Below are 17,622 nucleotides of genomic sequence, written 5' to 3' on the forward strand. Positions count from 1 at the left end.
ACAGCGGGCTGGCTCGGACAGGGAGGTTCCATGAGCATTCGAAATTGGCCAGCCGCGGAGCGTCCGCGGGAAAAACTTCTCGACAATGGCGCCGGCAGCCTCAGCGACGCCGAACTGCTGGCGATTTTCCTGCGTACTGGCGTCGCGGGGTGCAGCGCGGTTGAGCTGGCGCGGCGTCTGCTCGGCGAGTTCGGCAGCCTGCGTGCGCTGCTGGAGGCCGATCTACCTTCGTTCAGCAGCCATCTCGGGCTGGGTTCTGCAAAGTACGCGCAACTGCAGGCGGTCCTGGAAATGGCTCGTCGCCACCTAGCCGAACAGTTGCGCCGGGACTCCGCGCTGGAGAGCCCGCAAGCGGTGCGCGACTTTCTCAAGTCGCGGCTGCGCCATGAGGCCCACGAAGTCTTCGCCTGTTTGTTCCTCGACAGCCGCCACCGCGCGCTGGCCTTCGAGGTGCTGTTTCATGGCTCCATCGATGGCGCCAGCGTCTATCCGCGGCAAGTGGTCAAGCGCGCCCTGGCGCACAACGCTGCCGCGATGATTCTCGCCCACAATCACCCCTCCGGCATTCCCGAGCCCAGCCAGGCTGATCGTCTGCTGACCGCGCGGCTCAAGGAGGCGCTGGCCTTGGTCGATGTGCGCGTGCTCGACCATTTCGTTGTCGGCGACGGCGATCCGTTGTCGATGGCCGAGCTGGGTTGGATGTAGCGCTTCAGGCCGCAGCGCCGGGCCGGGCGGCATCCGGGGTCATAGCCTGACCCCGGAAAAATCCTGGCGACCGAAGGGGTTCACCTGGTAGCCCTGGACTTCCTTGCGCAACAGCACCGAGGCCGTGGGATGCGCGAGCGGCAGCCACAGGGCCTGGTCGCGGATTATCTGCTGGGCATCGCGGTACAACGCGCTGCGCTTGTCTTGCTCGCTCAGTGTCTTGCCCTGGCTGATCAGGCTGTCCAGCCGAGGGTCGCAGTAGCGCGCGAAGTTCAGCCCCGACTTCACGCTGGCGCAGGAGAATTGCGGGGTGAGGAAGTTGTCCGGGTCGCCGTTGTCACCGGCCCAGCCCATGAACAGCAGGTCGTGCTCGCCATTCTTGGCGCGGCGGATCAACTCGCCCCACTCGATCACCCGGATCTCCGCCTGGATACCCACCTTGGCCAGGTCGGCCTGCAGCAGTTGCGCGCCGAGGCTGGGGTTCGGGTTGAGCAGGCTGCCAGAGGGGCGCGCCCAGATGGTGGTCTTGAAACCGTCCGGCAGGCCGGCTTCGGCGAGCAGTGCCTTGGCCTTGGCTGGGTCGTAGGGATAGCCGGGAAGGTCCTTGGCGAAGCTCCAGGTATTCGGCGGGTAGATGCCCTCGGCAGCGCTGGCGCTCCCTTCGAATACCGACTTGAGGTAGGTCTGGCGATCGAAGGCCAGATTGATCGCCTGGCGCACCTTGGTGTTGTCCAGGGGTGGGTGCTGGCTGTTGAGGGCGACGAAGGCGGTCATGAATGCCGGCGTCTGCTCCACCTTCAGGGTCGGGTCCTGGCGCGCGGCCTCGACATCCAGGGGCTTGGGCGACAAGGCGATCTGACACTCGCCGTGCTTCAGGCGCTGCAGGCGAACATTGGCATCCGGCGTAATGGCGAACAGCAGGTTGTCCACCGACGGTTTGCCGCCGAAATACTCCGGGTTGGCTGCGTAGCGGATCGCCGCGTCCTTCTGGAAGCGCTTGAAGATGAAGGGGCCGCTGCCGATCGGCTGGCTATTGAGCTTCTCCGGGGTGCCGGCCTTCATCAGTTGCTCGGCATATTCGGCGGAATAGATGGAAGCGAAGCCCATGCTGAGCATGGCCAGGAAGGTCGCGTCCGGATGGTTGAGGGTAAAGCGCACCTGGTGCCCATCGAGCTTTTCCAGGCGCTTGATCAGGCTCGGCAGTTGCAGTGACTGAGCATGCGGGAAACCGTTCTGCGCCACCTTGTGCCAGGGGTTGGCCGGGTCGAGCATGCGCTGGAAGCTGAACAGCACATCGTCGGCATCCAGCGGGCGGCTGGGTGTGAAGTAGTCGGTGCGGTGGAACTTCACGTCTTCGCGGAGCTGGAAGTCGTAGCTGAGGCCGTCCGCGGAAATCGTCCACTGCCGGGCCAGGCTCGGCACCACCTTGCCCTGCGCCGGATCGAACTCCACCAGACGGTTCATCAACACGTCCGCCGAGGCGTTGGTGGTGGTCAGCGAATTGAACTGCACGACATCGAAACCATCCGGGCTGGCTTCGGTGCAGACGCTGAGATTGGCGGCACTGGCCAGGGCGGGAGCGAGCAGCAGGACGAGAGAGGCGAGACGCATGACGGACTCCAGTGGGGGTGGGAAAATGCCCTTCCTGAGGGGTGGGCGCAGTCATGCAAGGCCGTTGTCGGCCTTGAACCGGCTACCCTAGACCATGCATCCGGAGGCGACAACGGGGAAAGGCGACGAATGGCGCCGCCCCGCAGCCGCGCCCGCGTGGGCTCCGGGGTAGGCAAGCCTCTCCAACCCTTGCGGCACTAAACGGCTTTCTGATATAAAGCTGCGCTCTTTTCTGGGGCCCTGCTCTTCTTGTCAGTGTTCATCTGACAGTGCGGCAGGTAAGACCCTGGTGAAACTGAGAATCCAACGAGTTAAAGCAGCCAACCCATGCCGGGTTTGGCATGTGGTTTATAGAGGGCTGAGCCATGTCGAGAGTTTGCCAAGTGACCGGTAAGGGTCCGGTTACCGGGAACAACATTTCCCACGCACACAACAAAACCCGTCGCCGTTTCCTGCCGAACCTGCAGCATCACCGTTTCTGGGTCGAGTCCGAGAAGCGTTTCGTGCGTCTGCGCGTTTCCGCTAAAGGCATGCGTATCATCGACAAGCGTGGCATCGAGGCCGTTCTGAACGACCTGCGTGCCCGCGGCGAAAAATTCTAAGGAGCCGAATCATGCGTGAACTCATCCGTCTGGTGTCCAGCGCCGGTACCGGCCACTTCTACACCACCGACAAGAACAAGCGCACCAAGCCTGAGAAGATCGAGATCAAGAAATACGATCCGGTCGTTCGCAAGCACGTGATCTACAAGGAAGCCAAGATCAAGTAATTGATCCGGCCCTTGCGAAAAAACCCGCCCTCTGGCGGGTTTTTTCATGCCCGCGAAAAACTCACGAGCGGCCTGGTGTCAGCGCGCTGCGCTCCCCGCTGACTGAGCCATGCCCACGCTTCGCGCACCTGCAAGCGAGCATCGCGCTGGGATGGCGACGGCCATGAAAAAGCCCGCCGGCTGGCGGGCTTTTTCCGTTGCCGCGGGCCTCAGGCCTTCTGCTCGAAGATCACATAGACCTTGCGGCAGGGCTCCAGGACTTCCCAGGTGCCCTGGAAGCCGGCCGGAATGACGAAGCGGTCGCCGGCTCGCACGGTCTTGGCGCCACCCGCCGCATCGCGGATCACCGACACGCCCTGGAGTATTTCGCAGTACTCGTGCTCGGTGTAGCTGACCTTCCATTGACCGACGGCGCCTTCCCAGATGCCGACGTTGAACTGGCCGCAAGGGCTGCCGTAGTGGTTGCGCACGCTTTGCGCCGGATCGCCCGCGAGAATCTTCTCGGGAGCCGGGCGATAGTGCTCCGGTGCGGTCCCGGCCTGGGCGAAGTCGACGATCTGCTCGATATTCATGCTGACTCTCGTTTCTTGTGGATTGTTCGAGTGCTCGCGCGACCCTGGCTCCGGGCGTACGGCAAGGCTGCCGTTGGTCGGCAGGCACGGGGCGGGAAGCGGGATTGGCCGAGTCTATGTTTAATAAAACGAACGTGACAAGGCGTTTTGGCGGCAAAGTGTCAAAAATATTGAAAATTCGACGATCCCGGTTTAGGGTGGCGAACAGCGTGGCCCTCGCGCCGCCTTGCAGAATTTTTGACAGCGCGCCCGTCTTCTGGGCGCCAAGACTTCGATAAGTACATTAATAAGAGGACAAGTTGTCATGAGTACCCTCACTCGCGCCGACTGGGAAGCTCGCGCCCAGAACCTGAAGATCGAAGGCCGCGCCTTCATCCAGGGCGAATACGTCGACGCCGCCTCCGGCCAGACCTTCGACTGCATCAGCCCGGTGGACGGCCGCTTCCTGGCCAAGGTCGCCAGTTGCGATGCCGCCGACGCCGAGCGCGCCGTGCAGGTTGCCCGTGCCACCTTCGACTCCGGTGTCTGGTCGCGCCTGGCGCCGGCCAAGCGCAAGAAAGTCATGATCCGTTTCTCCGAGCTGATGCTCGAGCACGCCGAAGAACTGGCCCTGCTGGAAACCCTGGACATGGGCAAGCCGATCGGTGACTCGCTGAGCATCGACGTCAACAGCGCCGCCAACAGCATCCGCTGGAGCGGCGAGGCGATCGACAAGGTCTACGACGAAGTCGCCGCCACCCCGCATAACGAGCTGGGCCTGGTTACCCGCGAGCCGGTTGGTGTGGTCGCCGCCATCGTGCCGTGGAACTTCCCGCTGCTGATGTCCTGCTGGAAGCTCGGTCCGGCACTGGCCACCGGCAACTCGGTGATCCTCAAGCCCTCCGAGAAGTCGCCGCTGACCGCCATCCGCGTCGCCCAACTGGCGGTCGAGGCCGGCCTTCCGAAAGGTGTACTGAACATCCTGCCGGGCTTCGGCCACACCGTGGGCAAGGCCCTGGCCCTGCACATGGACGTCGACACCCTGGTGTTCACCGGCTCGACCAAGATCGCCAAGCAACTGATGGTCTACGCCGGCGAATCGAACATGAAGCGCGTCTGGCTGGAAGCCGGTGGCAAGAGCCCGAACATCGTCTTCGCCGACGCCCCGGACCTGAAGGCCGCCGCCGAATCCGCCGCCGCCGCCATCGCCTTCAACCAGGGCGAAGTCTGCACCGCCGGTTCGCGCCTGCTGGTGGAGAAATCGATCAAGGCCGAGTTCCTGCCGCTGGTGGTCGAAGCGATCAAGGCCTGGAAACCGGGCAACCCGCTGGACCCGGCAACCACCGTTGGCGCGCTGGTCGACACCACCCAGATGAACAACGTGCTGAGCTACATCCAGGCCGGCCATGACGACGGCGCCAAGCTGGTCGCCGGCGGCAAGCGCGTACTGGAAGAGACCGGCGGCACCTACGTCGAGCCGACCATCTTCGACGGGGTGAGCAACGCCATGCGTATCGCCCGTGAAGAGATCTTCGGCCCGGTGCTCTCGGTGATCGAGTTCGAGGACGCCGAGGAAGCCGTGCGCATCGCCAACGACACCCCCTACGGCCTGGCGGCCGCGGTGTGGACCAGCAACCTGTCCAAGGCACACCTGGTCGGCAAGGCCCTGCGCGCCGGCAGCGTGTGGATCAACCAGTACGACGGTGGCGACATGACCGCGCCGTTCGGCGGCTTCAAGCAGTCGGGCAACGGCCGTGACAAGTCGCTGCACGCCTTCGACAAGTACACCGAGCTGAAGGCCACCTGGATCAAGCTGTAAGTCTCGCTCGGCGGGGCTGCGTGTCGGCCATGCCGGGATGAGATCGGAGTCGGTCTGCTCATTGACAGACCTGCGCTGCGCGTCCGAATCCGATCTCGTCCTGCCTGACGCTCGCTCGTTCCCTCCGTAGCGGACTCCTCAGCTCAGGCTGCACAAGGTCGGCTCTGTATCCAGGGCCGGCTCTGCTGAAGAGCCATACCTGCGGCCGGGTTTCCCTGTTCGGGAGCCCGGCCGTTTTGCATTGCGCGCCGGGTTCATCGATGGACCCGGAGCGCGCTCCGGATGGAACGGGAGAACGACAATGCGTTGGGGAGCCTATTTCGCTGTCTGCCTATCGGTCATCAGCATCGGCCTGGCCCTTGGCCTGACCATGCCGCTGGTGTCCTTGCGCCTGGAAGGGTGGGGGTACGGCAGTTTCGCCATCGGCGTGATGGCGGCGACGCCGGCGGTTGGTGTACTGCTCGGCGCCAGTCTTGCCGGGCGTCTCGCCGCGCGCATCGGCACGCCGCGGTTGATGCGTTTCTGCCTGCTCAGCGGGGCTTTCTCCATTGGCGTGCTGGCTCTGCTGCAGAGTTACCCGGTGTGGTTGCTGCTGCGCCTGCTGATCGGCGTGCAACTGACCGTGGTGTTCATCCTGGGCGAGAGCTGGATCAATCAGTTGGCGGTGGAGAAGTGGCGGGGCCGCCTGGTGGCGCTGTATGGCACCGGCTATGCCCTCAGCCAGTTGTCCGGCCCGGTGTTGCTGACCTTCATCGGCACTGCCGACGACCGCGGCTTCTGGATCGGCGTCGGCCTGCTGGTGGCCGGTTCGCTGCTGCTCCTGGGGCGTGGCGGTGCGCCCAGGGTCGATCCGCACAGCACGTCGGGCCGCGGGTTGCTGGCTTTCTGCGGCAAGCTGCCGGCGATCGCCTGGGCGGTGGTGCTGTTCGCCGGTTTCGAGGCGATGATCCTGACGCTGCTGCCGGTCTATGGGGTGCGCCAGGGCTTCAGTCAGGCGTTGGCGCTGACCATGGTCACCACCGTGGTGGTCGGCGATGCCTTGTTGCAGTTGCCGATCGGCTGGTTGGCCGACCGGGTGTCGCGCGAGTCGCTGTTCAAGGGCTGTGGCAGCGTCCTGCTGCTGAGTAGCCTGGGCATCCCGGCGCTCCTGCATGGCCCGCTGATCTGGCCGCTGCTGGTGTTGTTCGGTGCCAGCGCCGGGGGGCTGTTCACCCTGGCGCTGATCCTGATCGGCGAGCGCTATCGCGACGACGCCCTGGTTCGCGCCAATGCCCATATCGCCCAGTTGTGGGGCGTTGGTTGCCTGATCGGGCCGCTGTCCACCGGCGCGGTGAGCCAGTGGATCAGCGGTCACGCCCTGCCAATGATGATGGCCGCCGGCGCCTTTGGCTTCGTGGTGTTGCTGTGGCGCAAAGGGCTGCCACCAGTGGAGACGAGTGGGCTCGAAGCCAGGAGCTGATGGGCGTGCGCCGATGCGGTCAGAGCATTTTCTCCAGGCCGATGGCGCCAGCGGCCCAGGCGCTGAAGCGCCGCCACAGGCTGCCCGGCTCATGGCGCAGGACATGCACGTGACCGTTGCGCTCGTCGGTCCAGAACAGCCGCGGCTGGCTGCCGCTGTGGTCGATGCGCACCTGGTAGCTGACGCTCGGTGACATCCCGGCCAGGGCCAGCTTGCGGGCCTGCATGGCCAGCTCTGGGCTGTCGACGATGACGCCGACCTCGGTGTTCCAGAGGATCGAGCGCGGGTCGAAGTTGAACGAGCCGACGAACACCTGGCGCTGATCGAAGATGATCGCCTTGCTGTGCAGGCTGGCGCTGCTGGAGCCGCGCACCATCCAGGGCGCGCCGGCCAGGCGCTGGTCCGGTTGGGCGCGCAGTTCATAGAGCTTCACGCCGTGCTCCAGCAGGACCATGCGGTAGGGCGCATAGCCGGCGTGTACGGCCGGCACGTCGGTGGCCTCCAGTGAGTTGGTCAGCAGGCGCACGCTGACCCCCTTCCGGGTGCGCTCGGTCAGGTAGTCGACGCCGGAGCTGGTCGGTACGAAATAGGCGGAGACCAGGATCAGTTCCTGCGAGACCTGGTTGAACAGCGGCGCCAGTTGGCTGCTCAGTTGCTGCTGCGGTTTGGCTTCGCCGCCGTCGAGCACCTTCAGCGGATTGTCCCAGACCGCCCGGCCGGGCGCCCAGACCAGGTCGTCCAGCCAGGTCGAGAGGTTCGAGGTCAGGCTGCGCTGGCGCAGCCTCTCAAGGTAGGCCGAGTGACGTACCTTGCTTTTCTCCAGGTAGTGCTCCAGGCGCCGGCGTGCGCGCGCCAGTTCGTCGGCATCGGGTGCGTCCCACAGATAGTCCTGGATCGGCCGGCTGATGGTGCTGTTCCAGTACTGGTCGAAGCTCTGCCCCAGTTCGTGGGCCACCGGGCCGGCGCTGAGCAGGTCGAGGTCGCGGAAGTTCATCGCGGCATTGGCGCCGAAGTATTCGTCGCCGAGATTGCGCCCGCCGACGATGGCCACGCTGTCATCGGCCAGCCACAGTTTGTTGTGCATGCGCCGGTGCTGTTCGGCGAGGTTGAACAGGCGCCCGAGGTTGCGCGTGATGCCGGTGCTGCGGCCCAGGTGCAGCGGATTGAACAGGCGCACCTGAATGTTCGGGTGGGCGGCGAGGGTGCCGATCTCGTAGTCCCAGCCGTCGCTGCTGGTGTCGTCGATCAGCACGCGCACACGCACGCCACGGTCGGCGGCACGCAGCAGTTCGCGGACCAGGGCGCGGGTGGTGATGCCGTCGTGGACGATGTAGTACTGGATATCCAGGCTGCGCTGGGCGGCGCGGATCAACTCGGCGCGGGCGAGGAAGGCGTCGCTGCTCGACGGCAGCAGGCGGAAGCCCGAGGCGCCTGAGTGCGCCATCGTCAGTTGTTGCACGGCATCGCCCAACGGCGTGCCGCGCGCCGGCAAGGCGTGCGAGGGGGTGGGCATGGGCGCGCTGGCGCAGCCGCCGAGCAGCAGCAGCGCCAGCAGGAGCAGGCGTGGTAGCAAGCAAAAGTCTCCGACGCATCCGCCTGGGCGGAAATGCGCAGATTCTACCCGCTGAGTGCCTCTTTGAAGCGATACCAGGCCATGCCCAGGGCGAGCAGCGGCGAACGCAGCAACTTGCCGCCGGGGAAGGTGATGTGCGGCACCTTGGCGAACAACTCGAAGCCTTGGCTGTGCTGGCCGGCGATGGCCTCGGCGAGCAGCTTGCCGGCCAGGTGGGTGGCGTTCACCCCGTGGCCGGAATAGGCCTGGGCGTAGTACACGTTGGGCTGGTCGGACAGGCGGCCGATCTGCGGCAGACGGTTGGCGCCGATGCCGATCATGCCGCCCCACTGGTAGTCGATGCGCACATCGGCCAGGTGCGGGAATACCTTGAGCATCTTCGGCCGCATGTAGGCGGCGATGTCCGCCGGATCGCGTCCGGAATAGTGGCAGGCGCCGCCGAACAGCAGGCGCCGGTCGGCGGAGAGTCGGTAATAATCCAGCGCCACGCGCTGGTCGCAGACCGCCATGTTCTGCGGCAGCAGCTCGTGGGCCAGCTTCTCCGGCAGCGGTTCGGTGGCGATCACATAGCTGCCGGCTGGCAGCACCTTGCCGTCCAGATAGTTGTTCAGGCCGTTCTGGTAGGCGTTGCAGCCGATCACCAAAGTCTTGGCGCGCACGCTGCCCTTGGCGGTGCGTACGCGCACCTCGACGCCGTAGTCGATGGCGGTGACCCGCGAGTCTTCGAACAGGCGCACGCCCAGGCTTTGTGCCGCGGCGGCTTCGCCCAGGGCGAGGTTGAGCGGGTGTAGATGGCCGGAACCCATGTCGACCAGGCCGCCGACATAGCAGTCGGCGCCAACGATGCTGCGCATCTGCGCCTTGTCGATCAGGCGCAGTTCATGGGCATAGCCGAGGCGCTTGAGTTCTTCGTAGTCCTCGCGAAAGCCCTCGATGTCCGAAGCCTTGTTGGCCAGATCGCAGTAGCCCCAGGTGAGGTCGCAGTCGATGGCGTATTTTTCGACGCGCTGGCGGACGATTTCCACCGCCTCAAGGCCCATCAGCTTGAGCTGGCGCACGCCGTCCTTGCCGATCACCGATTCGAACTGCTCGACGCCATGGCCGACGCCGCGGATCAGTTGGCCGCCGTTGCGCCCGCTGGCGCCCCAGGCGATCTTGTGGGCCTCCAGCAGCACCACGGAAAAGCCGCGTTCGGCCAGTTCGATCGCCGTGTTCAACCCGGAAAAGCCGCCGCCGATGATGCACACGTCCGCCTGTTCCTCGCCGGCCAGGGGAGGGCACTCGATGCGTCGGCTGACGGTCGCGGCGTAATAGGACGGGGCGTGCAGGTCGGTGTGCACCGGGAGGCGAACGCGGGCGTTCATGTGCGATATCCTGATTGGCGTGTTGTTAAAATTTGACACAGGATAAACGCCGTTTTCCCGCCCCGCCAAGGGGGGATTCAGGAAAAGCCCGGCAAAATGTTGCGATCAGTCGGGAATAGGCAAGGTCAGGCTTTCCTTGACCTCTTCCATGACGATGTAGCTCTTCGACTCGCGCACGTGTGGCAGCTTGAGCAGGATGTCGCCGAGCAGCTTGCGGTAAGACGCCATTTCCGAGATGCGTGCCTTCACCAGGTAGTCGAAGTGGCCGGACACCAGATGGCATTCCAGGACATGCGGCAGCTTGAGTACGGCGCGGCGGAAGTCCTCGAAGGTATCGCCCGATTTGTAGTCCAGGCTGATCTCGACGAATACCAGCAGGCTAGCCTTGAGGTATTGCGGGTTCAGGCGGGCGTTGTAGCCCATGATGATCCCTTCGCGCTCCAGGCGCCGCACGCGCTCGGTGCAGGGAGTGGTGGACAGGCCGACGCGCTCGCCCAGTTCGGTGAAGGAGATACGCCCTTCTTCCTGGAGGATGCGCAGGATATTGCGGTCGATCTTGTCCAGTTCGCGGCGGCTTTGGTGCTGAGTTCTCATGAGCGCTGGCTCTGGCGGAGTTCAGATGATTGGGGATTGTCGCCAAATATAGTCGTTAAGCCAGTGAATATCACTGGGACTTGATCTTCCCGGCGCCGCTCGCCAGCCTTGGATGCGCTGCGCCGGCCGGGAGCCCCGGCTCGCACACCTGGCCACTGGAGTTCGGCATGTCGCTACCCCGCGCGCGGACACTGCTTCTGCTGCTCGTGTTGATCCTCGCATCGCTCGGCGTCGGGCTCTGGCTGGGTGCTCAGCGCCTGCTCGCCAGCCAAGGCATCAGCCTGACCCAATGGCAGGGTTTGCACCTTTCCTGGCAGGGGTTTTCCCTGGATCACCTGGCACTGCAGCGCCAAGTAGCTGGCGGCGGTCGCCTCGACGCCAGTGCCCAGTCACTGCGCCTGGGCTGGCCAGGGCGCGCCGAGGGCCGCTGGCGGCTGAGCGAGCTGTCGGTCAGCGATCTGACGCTACAGTTCTGGTCCGCGCCGGAGGCTGAGGCTGAGGCTGAGGCGACCGCGCTGCCCGCTCCTGAACGCGTGAGCCGCTGGCTGGCCTGGCTGCCCGGACACCTGGCGCTCGACCATCTGTCCCTTGAACTGCCCTGTGCCAGGGCTCAGCGTTGCACCCTGAACGGCAGCCTGCAGTGGACTCAGTTGCCCGGAAATGCAGGGGGGCTGAGCGCCGAGTTGCGCCAGGGCGGCCGGCAGTTGGGCGTGAATGGCGTCCTGCGGCCGGAGAACGCAGCCTGGCAGCTGAATCTCGATTCGTCCCTCGATGGCCAGCGCCTGGCCACGCTCGACGCCGCCTGGGAGCCGGCTACCCGACACTGGAGCGGCACGCTGGCGACACCGGGCGTGCCGCCGTTGGAAGCGATTCGCAACTGGCTATCAATGTGGTTGCCGGCGCCGATCCTGCCGATGTCGCTCCCCGAGGCCGGGCGTTTTCGCCTCGCCTGGGACACATCGCTGGCCGGCGACAGTCCCTGGCCCGACTGGGCCGGTGTGCAGGGCGCGCGTGGCAGTGCCGAGCTGGTCATGCAGTTGCCGGAGCCCTGGCCGGTGCCCGGGGTGGGCAGCTTGCAGGGCGACTTGCAGGTGGCCGCCTCCGCCGCGCAGGCCGGCTGGCAACCCACGCTGCTCAGTGGCGATCTGCGCCTGACCGATCTGTATGGCGACTGGTTGCAGCGGCTGCCGGTGGGCTTGCGTCCGGCGCTGCTGACGTTGCGCCTGGACCCTGGCGTGGACGATGAGGCAGGTAGCGTTCGACTCGATCTGCACGCTGCCGGTGCCGCCGATATGCGCGTGCAGGGGCGTTTGAGCCTGGCCGAACTCAGCTCCCTCGACCTGCACTGGCGCGATGGCCGCCTGCGGGGCCAGGTGCCGCATCTGGAGCTGCCGGGGCTGCGCGTGGACGATGCCCGCTTCGACCTGCCCTTCGACGGCCATCTGGATCGCCAGGGAGCGAGCCTGTCCATCGCCGCAGGCGCCAAGCTGCAGGCCGGTGAGCTGAAGGGGCCGCAAGCGCTGCGAGCCGGCAAACTGAGTGCCGTCTTCGGCAAGGGCACCCTGCAGGCGGGCTACGCGGCCGCCCAGCCGTTCAGCCTGAACGTCGACGGTCCGCTGCAACTGGCGGTGGGCGAGTTGCGCCAGGCGCATCTGCACCCGCTGGCCTGGAACTATCAGGGCCAGGTCAGCGCCAGCCTGACGCGGCTGCACCTGCAGGGTCGCTTGCAGAACAGCGCGGCTCTGCTCGCCGAGGTCGACCTGCAGCGCGCGGACGATGGCGCGCTGAGCCTGGCGGCGCAGTTGCCGGAGATTCAGCTGGCCGGCGCGAATCCATGGGCCGCCACGCTGGCCGACTGGCCCGAATTGCTCAGCCTCGACAGCGGCCGCCTGAGTGGCCGGCTCGACTGGAAACTGCCGGCGCGGGGGCAAGCGCAGAGCCTCGACCAGGCGTTGGAGTGTCACGCCCTGGCAGGCATCTACGACCGCAGCGAGGTGCATGGCTTGGATGCCCACATGCAGGCGCTGCTGCGCGGTGCGGCGCTCAGCCTGCAGTTGCCGCAGTTGCGCGTCGAGCAGTTGAACCCGGGGGTGTCGCTCGGCCCGCTGCAATTCCAGGGCAGCTATGCCACGACCCTGGGCGCGTTGCTGAGTGGGCGTGTGGAGTGGCAGCAGGCGGAATTGCAGCTGTTCGGCGGTCGCACCTGGCTGGCGCCGGGCGGACTCGACCTGGCGGCGAGCAGTCCGCCTCAGGTCCTGCATCTGCAAGGTCTTTCCCTGGAAGAAATACTCAAGGCCTATCCGGCCGAGGGCCTGGCCGGCAGCGGTGTGCTCGACGGCGAACTGCCCGTGCAGTTCGTCAATGGCAGCCTGCGCATCCAGGGTGGCCAGGTGGCGGCGCGGCAGCCGGGCATCCTGCAGTTCCGCTCGGAGAAGGTCCGCGCCCTCGGCCAGAGCAATCCGGCCATGCAACTGGTTGCCAGTACCCTCGACGATTTCCATTACGAGCGCCTGTCCAGCACGGTGGATTATGCTGAGGGCGGCCGTTTGCTGCTCGGCTTCAGCCTGAGTGGCCGCAATCCTGCGCTGGAGCAGGGGCGGCCGATCAACCTCAACGTCAACCTGGAGGAGAATGTGCCGGCCCTGCTGACCAGTCTGCAATTGAGCGACCGGGTCAGCGAAACCATCCGCAAGCGCGTGCAGGAACGTCTGCGCAACCGCCCGCCCGCCGCGCCATGACCGCAAGGAGAACCCGCATGCGCCTGTGCGCTGTATTCGCCGTCCTGGCTCTGCTCGGTCTTTGCCAGGGCTGTACGCCGACGGTCCAGTTAGCGGCCCCCAAGGAGCCGATCAACATCAACTTGAACGTGAAGATCGAGCACGACATCTACATCAGGGTCGACAAGGCCCTGGACGGCATCATCAACAAGAACAGCGGTCTGTTCTGAGGAGCTCTTTCATGACACTGCGCAGCAAACTCGGCGTCGCGCTGCTGGCCCTCTGCGTCAGCCTGCCGGCCCTGGCGATGAACCTGGAACAGGCCATGGCCGCCCTTGGCGCGGCCAAGGCGCAAGGCCTGGTCGGTGAGCAGCCCAACGGCTACCTCGGTGTGGTCGGTAATGGCGGCCAGGCGGCGGACATCGCCAGCCAGATCAACGCCGCGCGCCGCGCCCAATACCAGAAGGTGGCCAGCGACAGTGGCGCCAAGCTCAGCGACGTGGAAAGCGTGGCCGGGCAGAAGGCCATGGAGCGTACGCCGGCGGGGCAGTACATCCAGGTCAACGGCAAGTGGGTGCGTAAGTAAGGGAAATTCCCTGGTTGCGCCGTCCATCGGGCGGCGCCTGCGACCGAGGGTCGCCGTGGCGGTTATTCCCGTGCCGCGACCCTCGCGCGGGAATAACTCCTGTGTAGCGAGTGATGTACGAAATTCCTTTCTGAAAGCACGATTCAATCAGCGTTTTCGGCTAGACCAATTTCTGGTCGTTTTTGCGCTTTCATGGTGAATGTGCCTCCATGAACTGGCTTTTTGCCAAGAATTTTCCGCAATTAATCCCTCTTAAATGGTGATTATTTCTGTGGGTGACTTCCTATACTGCGCGCATCTTCGTTCAAAATAAAAAACGTCGCGTGCCTACACGCGATGTAGGAGGCAGCGATGCGCGTTCTGGTGCTTGGCAGCGGTGTGATCGGTACCGCGAGTGCTTACTATCTGGCCCGTGCCGGCTTCGAAGTGGTCGTGGTCGACCGTCAGGCCGGCCCGGCCCTGGAAACCAGCTTCGCCAACGCCGGCCAGGTTTCCCCCGGCTACGCGTCGCCCTGGGCCGCCCCGGGCATCCCGCTGAAGGCCATGAAGTGGCTGCTGCAGCGGCACGCGCCGCTGGCCATCAAGCTCACCTCCGACCCCAGCCAGTACGCCTGGATGCTGCAGATGCTGCGCAACTGCACCGCCGAGCGTTACGCCATCAACAAGGAGCGCATGGTCCGTCTGTCCGAGTACAGCCGTGACTGCCTCGACGAACTGCGCGCCGAAACCGGCATTGCCTACGAAGGCCGCACCCTTGGCACCACCCAGCTGTTCCGCACCCAGGAGCAGCTCGATGCCGCCGCCAAGGACATTGCCGTGCTGGAAAGCTCCGGCGTGCCTTATGAAGTGCTGGACCGCGCCGGCATCGCCCGCGTCGAACCGGCGCTGGCCAAGGTCGCCGACAAGCTGGTCGGCGCCTTGCGCCTGCCCAATGACCAGACCGGCGACTGCCAGATGTTCACCACCAAGCTCGCCGAACTGGCCCAGGGCCTGGGTGTGGAGTTCCGCTTCGGCAAGGACATTCAGCGCCTGGACTTCGCTGGCGACCGCATCAACGGCGTGTGGGTCGATGGCGAGCTGCTGACCGCCGATCATTACGTGCTGGCGCTGGGCAGCTACTCGCCGCAGATGCTCAAGCCACTGGGCATCGATGCACCGGTCTACCCGCTCAAGGGCTATTCCCTGACCGTGCCGATCACCAACCCGCAGATGGCGCCGACCTCGACCATCCTCGACGAAACCTACAAGGTCGCCATCACCCGCTTCGATCAGCGCATCCGCGTCGGCGGCATGGCCGAGATCGCCGGTTTTGACCTGTCGCTGAACCCGCGCCGTCGCGAAACCCTGGAAATGATCACCACCGACCTCTACCCGGAAGGCGGCGATGTCAGCCAGGCAGTGTTCTGGACCGGCCTGCGCCCGGCGACCCCGGACGGCACCCCGATCGTCGGCGGCACCCGCTACCGTAACCTGTTCCTCAACACCGGCCATGGCACCCTTGGTTGGACCATGGCCTGCGGCTCCGGCCGCTACCTGGCCGACCTGATGGCGAAGAAACGCCCACAGATCAGCACCGAAGGCCTGGATATTTCCCGCTACAGCAAATCCCCGGAGAGCCAGAATGCCCATCCAGCGCCAGCACACTAACGAGCGCCTGAGCCAGATCGTCGTCCACAACGGCACTGTCTACCTCGCCGGCCAGGTCGGCGACGACATGGCCGCGGGCGTCGAACAGCAGACCCGCGAGACGCTGGCCCACATCGAGCGCCTGCTGGAAGAGGCCGGTACCGACAAGACCCGCATCCTCTCGGTGACCATCTACCTGAAGGACATCGATGCCGATTTCGCCGGCATGAACAGCGTCTGGGACCAGTGGTTGCCGCAAGGCGTCGCCCCGGCCCGCGCCACCGTGGAAGCCAAGCTCTGCGAGCCTGAGATTCTGGTGGAGATGTCGGTCATCGCGGCACTGCCGTAAACCGTTGCGTGTGGCCCGGCCGGAACGCCGGGCTTTTTTTCACCTGTTTTTCGTCGCACCCATAAGTAGAGAGTTCTCGCCATGCGTCCAGCCCGTGCCCTGATCGATCTCCAGGCCCTGCGCCACAATTACCGACTGGCCCGCGAAGTCAGCGGCGCGCGCGCCCTGGCAGTGGTCAAGGCGGACGCGTACGGACACGGTGCGGTGCGCTGTGCCAAGGCGCTGGAAGCGGAAGCCGACGGCTTCGCCGTGGCCTGCATCGAAGAGGCGCTGGAGCTGCGCGACGCCGGTATCCGTGCGCCCATCCTGCTGCTGGAGGGCTTTTTCGAAGCCAGCGAGCTGGAATTGATCGAGCGTCATGATTTCTGGTGCGTGGTGCATTCGGCCTGGCAACTGGAGGCGCTGGAGCGTGCGCGTCCGGCCAAGCCGCTGACGATCTGGCTGAAGATGGATTCGGGGATGCACCGGGTCGGCTTCTTCCCGCAGGACTACGCCGCCGCCCTGGCGCGCCTGCAAGCCCTGCCGCACGTCGGCAAGGTGGTGCTGATGAGCCACTTCTCGCGTGCCGACGAGCTGGACTGCCGCCGCACGGAAGAACAGGTCGCTGTTTTCGAGGCTGTACGTGCCGGGCTGAGCAACGAAGTCAGCCTGCGCAATTCGCCCGGCATCCTCGGCTGGCCGAGCGTGCCCAGCGACTGGGTGCGTCCGGGCATCATGCTCTACGGCGCCACGCCCTTCGAGCAGGCGCATCCCCTGGCCGACCAGTTGCGTCCGGTCATGACCCTGGAGTCCAAGGTGATCAGCGTCCGCGAACTGCCCGCGGGCGAGCCGGTGGGCTACGGCGCGCGTTACGTCGCCGAGCGTCCGGTGCGCGTCGGCGTGGTCGCCATGGGCTATGCCGACGGCTATCCGCGCCACGCCCCGGACGGCACCCCGGTATTCGTCGATGGCAAGCCGAGCCGGATCATCGGTCGCGTCTCCATGGACATGCTCACCGTCGATCTCACCGATTTGCCGGGTGCCGGTCTGGGCAGCCGCGTCGAACTCTGGGGCGCCCAGGTGCCGGCCAGCCAGTTGGCCAGCCTGTGCGGCGCCATTCCTTATCAACTGTTCTGCAACCTCAAGCGGGTTCCGCGGGTCTACAGCGGCGACTGATCGCGCGACCGACGTCTGGCCGAGGCTGTAAAAACTCATCCGGCATTCAGGGCTCGATCTGTTGTAAATACTGAACGGTGTTGCCATGATACGGAGCACTTGGAACCCGCTCGGCGTCAGCCGTTGGCGGGTTCTGCCTTTACAGCCCGCCAGAACAAGAAATAAGGAGGACCCCACCCTTGGACGTCGGTGCTCGTCTGCAAGCCATCCGTAAGCTCAAAGGGCTGTCCCAGCGTGAACTCGCCAAGCGCGCGGGCGTCACCAACAGCACCATCTCGATGATCGAGAAGAACAGCGTGAGCCCCTCGATCAGCTCGTTGAAGAAGGTGCTGAGCGGTATTCCGATGTCCCTGGTGGAGTTCTTCTCCCTCGACATCGAGCAGGACAGCAATACGCAGGTGGTCTACAAGGCAGACGAACTGAGCGACATGTCCAGCGGTGAGATCGTCATGAAGCTGATCGGCAAGGCCTACCCCAGCCGGTCCATCACCCTGCTCGACGAGACCTACCCACCGGGTTCCGACACGGGCAATGACATGTATGCCCATGAGGGCGAAGAGACCGGCGTACTGGTCGAGGGCCGGCTCGAGCTGACCGTCGGCGACGAGGTCTACATCCTCGAGAGTGGCGACAGCTATTATTTCGACAGCACCCGCCCGCACCGTTTCCGCAACCCTTTCGATGTGCCGGCGAGGTTGATAAGCGCGACAACTCCGGCAAATTTTTAGAGGCGGCTGAGCCGCC

The 17,622-nt window shown here is 65.2% G+C and carries 17 protein-coding genes; 12 read left to right on the plus strand and 5 right to left on the minus strand.

Annotated elements, in window-relative coordinates; translation table 11 throughout:
* Window positions 1–30: 30 nt before the first annotated feature.
* A complete protein-coding gene (gene radC, locus BLQ74_RS18575) occupies window positions 31–705 on the plus strand; it encodes a RadC family protein (RefSeq protein ID WP_090264907.1) in 675 nt (224 codons plus the stop codon).
* 39 nt (window positions 706–744) lie between these two features.
* Here the strand turns inward: radC and BLQ74_RS18580 are convergent, their stop codons facing one another.
* Window positions 745–2,316: an ABC transporter substrate-binding protein gene (locus BLQ74_RS18580; RefSeq protein ID WP_090264909.1), complete on the minus strand. Its 1,572-nt coding sequence runs from the start codon at window positions 2,314–2,316 to the stop codon at window positions 745–747.
* A gap of 365 nt (window positions 2,317–2,681) precedes the next feature.
* Here BLQ74_RS18580 and rpmB point away from each other — a divergent pair, with 365 nt between their 5' ends.
* The gene (gene rpmB, locus BLQ74_RS18585) at window positions 2,682–2,918 is read left to right on the plus strand and encodes a 50S ribosomal protein L28 (protein WP_009614118.1); all 237 of its coding nucleotides are present in this window, start codon (window positions 2,682–2,684) and stop codon (window positions 2,916–2,918) included.
* Window positions 2,919–2,929: 11 nt separating this feature from the next.
* Window positions 2,930–3,085: a 50S ribosomal protein L33 gene (gene rpmG / locus BLQ74_RS18590; protein WP_017520721.1), complete on the plus strand. Its 156-nt coding sequence runs from the start codon at window positions 2,930–2,932 to the stop codon at window positions 3,083–3,085.
* Between the two features lie 209 nt (window positions 3,086–3,294).
* Here rpmG and BLQ74_RS18595 read toward each other — a convergent pair whose 3' ends face one another.
* Window positions 3,295–3,657, minus strand: a complete 363-nt coding sequence (locus tag BLQ74_RS18595; RefSeq protein WP_090264911.1) for a cupin domain-containing protein — start codon at window positions 3,655–3,657, stop codon at window positions 3,295–3,297.
* Between the two features lie 304 nt (window positions 3,658–3,961).
* Here BLQ74_RS18595 and BLQ74_RS18600 point away from each other — a divergent pair, with 304 nt between their 5' ends.
* Together BLQ74_RS18600 and BLQ74_RS18605 are read left to right on the plus strand one after the other, a co-directional pair.
* A complete protein-coding gene (locus BLQ74_RS18600; protein WP_090264913.1) occupies window positions 3,962–5,455 on the plus strand; it encodes an aldehyde dehydrogenase in 1,494 nt (497 codons plus the stop codon).
* A 301-nt stretch (window positions 5,456–5,756) separates the two neighbouring features.
* Window positions 5,757–6,914: an MFS transporter gene (locus BLQ74_RS18605; RefSeq protein ID WP_090264915.1), complete on the plus strand. Its 1,158-nt coding sequence runs from the start codon at window positions 5,757–5,759 to the stop codon at window positions 6,912–6,914.
* 19 nt (window positions 6,915–6,933) lie between these two features.
* Here the strand turns inward: BLQ74_RS18605 and BLQ74_RS18610 are convergent, their stop codons facing one another.
* The 3 genes from BLQ74_RS18610 to dadR all read right to left on the minus strand — a co-directional run bounded on the left by BLQ74_RS18610 (window position 6,934) and on the right by dadR (window position 10,445).
* Window positions 6,934–8,487 carry a phospholipase D family protein gene (locus BLQ74_RS18610; RefSeq protein WP_090264916.1) on the minus strand — a complete coding sequence of 518 codons (1,554 nt, stop codon included), beginning with the start codon at window positions 8,485–8,487 and terminating at the stop codon, window positions 6,934–6,936.
* A gap of 44 nt (window positions 8,488–8,531) precedes the next feature.
* Window positions 8,532–9,851, minus strand: coding sequence for an NAD(P)/FAD-dependent oxidoreductase (locus BLQ74_RS18615; protein WP_090264918.1), 1,320 nt, complete (start codon window positions 9,849–9,851; stop codon window positions 8,532–8,534).
* Between the two features lie 105 nt (window positions 9,852–9,956).
* Window positions 9,957–10,445, minus strand: coding sequence for a transcriptional regulator DadR (gene dadR / locus BLQ74_RS18620; RefSeq protein WP_009614106.1), 489 nt, complete (start codon window positions 10,443–10,445; stop codon window positions 9,957–9,959).
* Between the two features lie 167 nt (window positions 10,446–10,612).
* Here dadR and BLQ74_RS18625 point away from each other — a divergent pair, with 167 nt between their 5' ends.
* From BLQ74_RS18625 to BLQ74_RS18655, 7 genes are all read left to right on the plus strand, one after another.
* Window positions 10,613–13,183 carry an intermembrane phospholipid transport YdbH family protein gene (locus tag BLQ74_RS18625; RefSeq protein ID WP_090264920.1) on the plus strand — a complete coding sequence of 857 codons (2,571 nt, stop codon included), beginning with the start codon at window positions 10,613–10,615 and terminating at the stop codon, window positions 13,181–13,183.
* A 17-nt stretch (window positions 13,184–13,200) separates the two neighbouring features.
* A complete protein-coding gene (locus BLQ74_RS18630; protein ID WP_090264923.1) occupies window positions 13,201–13,392 on the plus strand; it encodes a YnbE family lipoprotein in 192 nt (63 codons plus the stop codon).
* Window positions 13,393–13,403: 11 nt separating this feature from the next.
* Entirely contained in the window at window positions 13,404–13,748 is a 345-nt protein-coding gene (locus BLQ74_RS18635; RefSeq protein ID WP_090264925.1) for a YdbL family probable chaperone protein, read from the plus strand.
* Between the two features lie 351 nt (window positions 13,749–14,099).
* Entirely contained in the window at window positions 14,100–15,395 is a 1,296-nt protein-coding gene (gene dadA / locus BLQ74_RS18640; protein ID WP_090264927.1) for a D-amino acid dehydrogenase, read from the plus strand.
* Complete coding sequence (locus tag BLQ74_RS18645; RefSeq protein ID WP_090264929.1) at window positions 15,370–15,723, plus strand: RidA family protein; 354 nt, start codon at window positions 15,370–15,372, stop codon at window positions 15,721–15,723. The genes dadA and BLQ74_RS18645 overlap by 26 nt, the downstream gene beginning before the upstream one ends.
* An 81-nt stretch (window positions 15,724–15,804) precedes the next feature.
* On the plus strand, window positions 15,805–16,878 hold the full coding sequence (alr, locus tag BLQ74_RS18650; RefSeq protein ID WP_090264931.1) for an alanine racemase: 1,074 nt from the start codon (window positions 15,805–15,807) through the stop codon (window positions 16,876–16,878).
* A 179-nt stretch (window positions 16,879–17,057) separates the two neighbouring features.
* The gene (locus BLQ74_RS18655; protein WP_090264933.1) at window positions 17,058–17,606 is read left to right on the plus strand and encodes a cupin domain-containing protein; all 549 of its coding nucleotides are present in this window, start codon (window positions 17,058–17,060) and stop codon (window positions 17,604–17,606) included.
* The last annotated feature ends 16 nt before the right edge of the window (window positions 17,607–17,622 follow it).

Origin of the sequence: Pseudomonas panipatensis (assembly GCF_900099785.1) — a bacterium.
In the GTDB taxonomy this organism is placed as follows: domain Bacteria; phylum Pseudomonadota; class Gammaproteobacteria; order Pseudomonadales; family Pseudomonadaceae; genus Pseudomonas; species Pseudomonas panipatensis.